General features: G+C 28.9%; 3 protein-coding genes. 2 read left to right on the top strand and 1 reads right to left on the bottom strand.

What is annotated here, in order from left to right:
* The coding region (locus Q0352_RS03730; protein WP_299523844.1) for an IS110 family transposase at nt 1-941 on the bottom strand (941 nt) is incomplete at its 3' end.
* A gap of 272 nt (nt 942-1,213) precedes the next feature.
* Between Q0352_RS03730 and Q0352_RS03735 the strand changes: the two genes are divergently transcribed.
* The gene (locus tag Q0352_RS03735; RefSeq protein WP_299523847.1) at nt 1,214-1,825 is read left to right on the top strand and encodes a porin family protein; all 612 of its coding nucleotides are present in this window, start codon (nt 1,214-1,216) and stop codon (nt 1,823-1,825) included.
* A gap of 204 nt (nt 1,826-2,029) precedes the next feature.
* The gene (locus Q0352_RS03740; RefSeq protein WP_299523850.1) at nt 2,030-2,878 is read left to right on the top strand and encodes a carboxypeptidase-like regulatory domain-containing protein; all 849 of its coding nucleotides are present in this window, start codon (nt 2,030-2,032) and stop codon (nt 2,876-2,878) included.
* Nucleotides 2,879-3,079: the final 201 nt, after the last annotated feature.

Raw genomic sequence — 3,079 nt, forward strand, 5'->3', positions numbered from 1 at the left:
GCAAAAGCTCGTGCTAATATTTTATTTCTAACGTTGTTTAATGCAACCAGTTTTGGTTTTCCTTCTGCTATTTTTTTCTTATAATATAATTTTAATTCGCTATCATGTTGTATTGCAGAAACACTCGCCAAACTCAATAAAGTCTTCATTTTCCTGTCTCCAACATGATGACATTTGTTGTTTCTATTGATACTCGTTCCTGAGCTATATGCAAAAGGCGCTGTACCACAGTAACTTGAGAATTGACGCCAATTATTGAACCTTTTAAAGTTTGAAGTGTGGTAGAGTAATTGACACGAGAGAATTAAACCAACACCTCTCATTGTATTTAAAAGTGTAAAATTAGTATCTAATGATTTTTTAGATTTTATGATTGTCTTCATTCTGTTTTCAAGCACTAAAATCTGCTTTGTAATATACGAAATACTACGCTGTAAGCTCTTACAGCAAATATCTGTAGAAGGGCTGCTTAAAAGGTTTTTAATTTCTTTTAAACTACTCAACAGACCTGTTCGGTTACGCACTAACTGGTCTCTAAATGCTAGTAGTCTTCCTAATTCTAAATATTCGTTATTCTTTGCGCTACTTAGACTTAGTTCCTCTCTATGAAGCCAAGCATAACGGGCTATCATAGCTGAGTCTAACTTATCTGTCTTCCCTCTAACAATACCAGCTGAACGTTTTATCAATAAAGGGTTTTCTTCTACATAATCAATGGCTCTTTCTTCTAGATAAATTGAAAGGTTTACGGAGTAGTTTCCTGTATTCTCAAAACAATAAAAAATACAAAGCGTATCAAGATGTTTCTTTGACCAAGATAATAGCTCTTTAAATCCCTTTGTATTGTTTGAAAATAAACGGTGCACACCTTTTTTATGTATATAAGCATCTATTGTTAATTTTGATACATCAATACCGATTACATCTACATAATTTTTCATATTTTTATAATTAAATTAATAATTGTTGCTATGACTATTACCTTTAATGGGTTCTAATAAACCTGGTATTCCAAGTGGTCCTAAGCAACCTAAGAGAGACAAGAGGACTAACACTTATAAAAGAGCTGTTAATCTAAAACTCGTTTTAGTTCTCCTCTTGTTTCTTAGTAAAGTTAACAAGCAATATTTTATATTGCGAAATAAAGAAACTCGTTGCCCACTATATTGGATGAAATATTAAAATAGAAAATAATTTAATAAATACAAACAAAATGAAAAAGACACTTTTAATTATTGGACTTATCATCTTCACTTTTACAACAGTTAATGCTCAAAAAGGAGTTGATTTCGGAGTAAAAGGCGGAATTAATTTTAGTAATATGACTTCAGATAATTTTTATGAGAGCGATAGTAAAATAGGATTTCATATCGGATTAGTTACAGAAATTCCATTCAGTAATAAATTTTCAATTCAACCTGAAATTTTATACTCAACCCAAGGTGCTGATGCAAAACTATCAATGGTTGGTGGAGGACCATTATTGACAGAATATAGTTTAGATTATATTCTAGTACCTATTTTAGCTAAGGTATATTTATCTAATAATTGGTCAATAGAATTTGGACCATCTTTTAACTTTTTAATTAATGATGAAGCATTTCGACCAACTCTTCAAGATATAATTATTGGAGAAGAAATAATACAACGAAAATATATAGATGCTAAAGGAAATAGTTTTGAGTTTAGCGGAATATTAGGTATTTCTTATAAATTCAAAGAAAACTTTTTTGGGTCTGTAAGATATTTTCAAGGCTTAACTGATTCGATTGATGATGATGCAAAAAATAATGGATTTCAACTAGGTATAGGATTTATGTTTTAGGTAGTTAAGAATAAAAATACAGTGGGCAACACCTCATAAAATTTATGCTTACATTTAAACTAAATAACAAACCGAAAAACATTCAACTAACGATTTGCTACTTCCGAAAAATCTCCGATTTTCCAGTCGCACAAATCTTATAAAATCCCGTTATGCACAAGCGGATTTCAAAAAAAATTGAATAAAAAATATACTATGAAATTTATGAAAAAGATTATAATATTAATTTATGTAATTCTTAACTCTACTTTTTCCATTTCACAAGAAAGAGAGATTAAAGGAATTATAACAGACAGTCTGAAAAACCCAATTCAATATGTAAATGTCGGAATTCTAAATAAACCCGTAGGAACAGTTACAAATGAAAATGGAGAATTTTATTTAAACATTAATAATTCTTTCATTTCAGACACGTTAAAGATTTCTTGTTTAGGTTTTAAACCTAAAGAATTAGTAATTAAAAGTTTGTTAAGTGAAAAAACTGATTTGAGTATTTCTTTGAATAATTATACAGAAAAACTTGATGAAATTTTAATAAATTCCAGTAATTTAAAGACTTATACAAAAGGAAAGGAAAAAACAAAAACTAAAAATGAAGTTTTTTTTGCTATTCCTAGTTTGAAAAATCTGAATTTAGGTTCTGAAATTGGTCGAAAATTTTCTTTAGGAACAAAAAAACCAAGTTTATTAAAAGAATTTAAATTCTTCCTCAAAGAAAATAATTTTGAATCGGTTTTGTTTAGACTAAATTTCTACACAATAGAAAATAATAAACCATCTAAGAAAATAAATAACACGAATATTCTTATTCCAGCAGACAATCAATTGACAGGTTGGATAACTGCCGATTTATCAGATTACGGAATTAAAACTCAAGAAGATATAATTATAACAGTTGAATGGATTAAAGCTTCAGAAAAAGGAGATAAATTGAGTTTGCCAATCCTAATTCCATCATTTAGTTCGACACATTATTATAAATATGGAACTCACGCTAAATGGAAAAAATATGGAAGTATTTCAACAGCAATGATGTTAACATACAAACAATGAAAACAGATAGAAAAAGCCAGTGCATAACAACTCATAAAATTTATGCTTACTTTTAAACTAAATAACGAACCGACAAACATTCAACAAGCGATTTGCTACAACCGAAAAATCTCCGATTTTTAAGTCGCACAAATCTTATAAAAGCCCGTTGGCAAACATTATGAACAGAGCACTAAAATTAATATTAATCTTGATTTCAAC

Origin of the sequence: uncultured Lutibacter sp. (assembly GCF_937891065.1) — a bacterium.
In the GTDB taxonomy this organism is placed as follows: Bacteria; Bacteroidota; Bacteroidia; order Flavobacteriales; family Flavobacteriaceae; genus Lutibacter.

Excerpts from the sequence above, each read along its gene's own strand:
- Q0352_RS03735 (WP_299523847.1), top strand. The coding sequence starts at position 1,214 with ATGAAAAAGACACTTTTAATTATTGGACTTATCATCTTCACTTTTACA.
- Q0352_RS03740 (WP_299523850.1), top strand. The coding sequence starts at position 2,030 with ATGAAAAAGATTATAATATTAATTTATGTAATTCTTAACTCTACTTTT.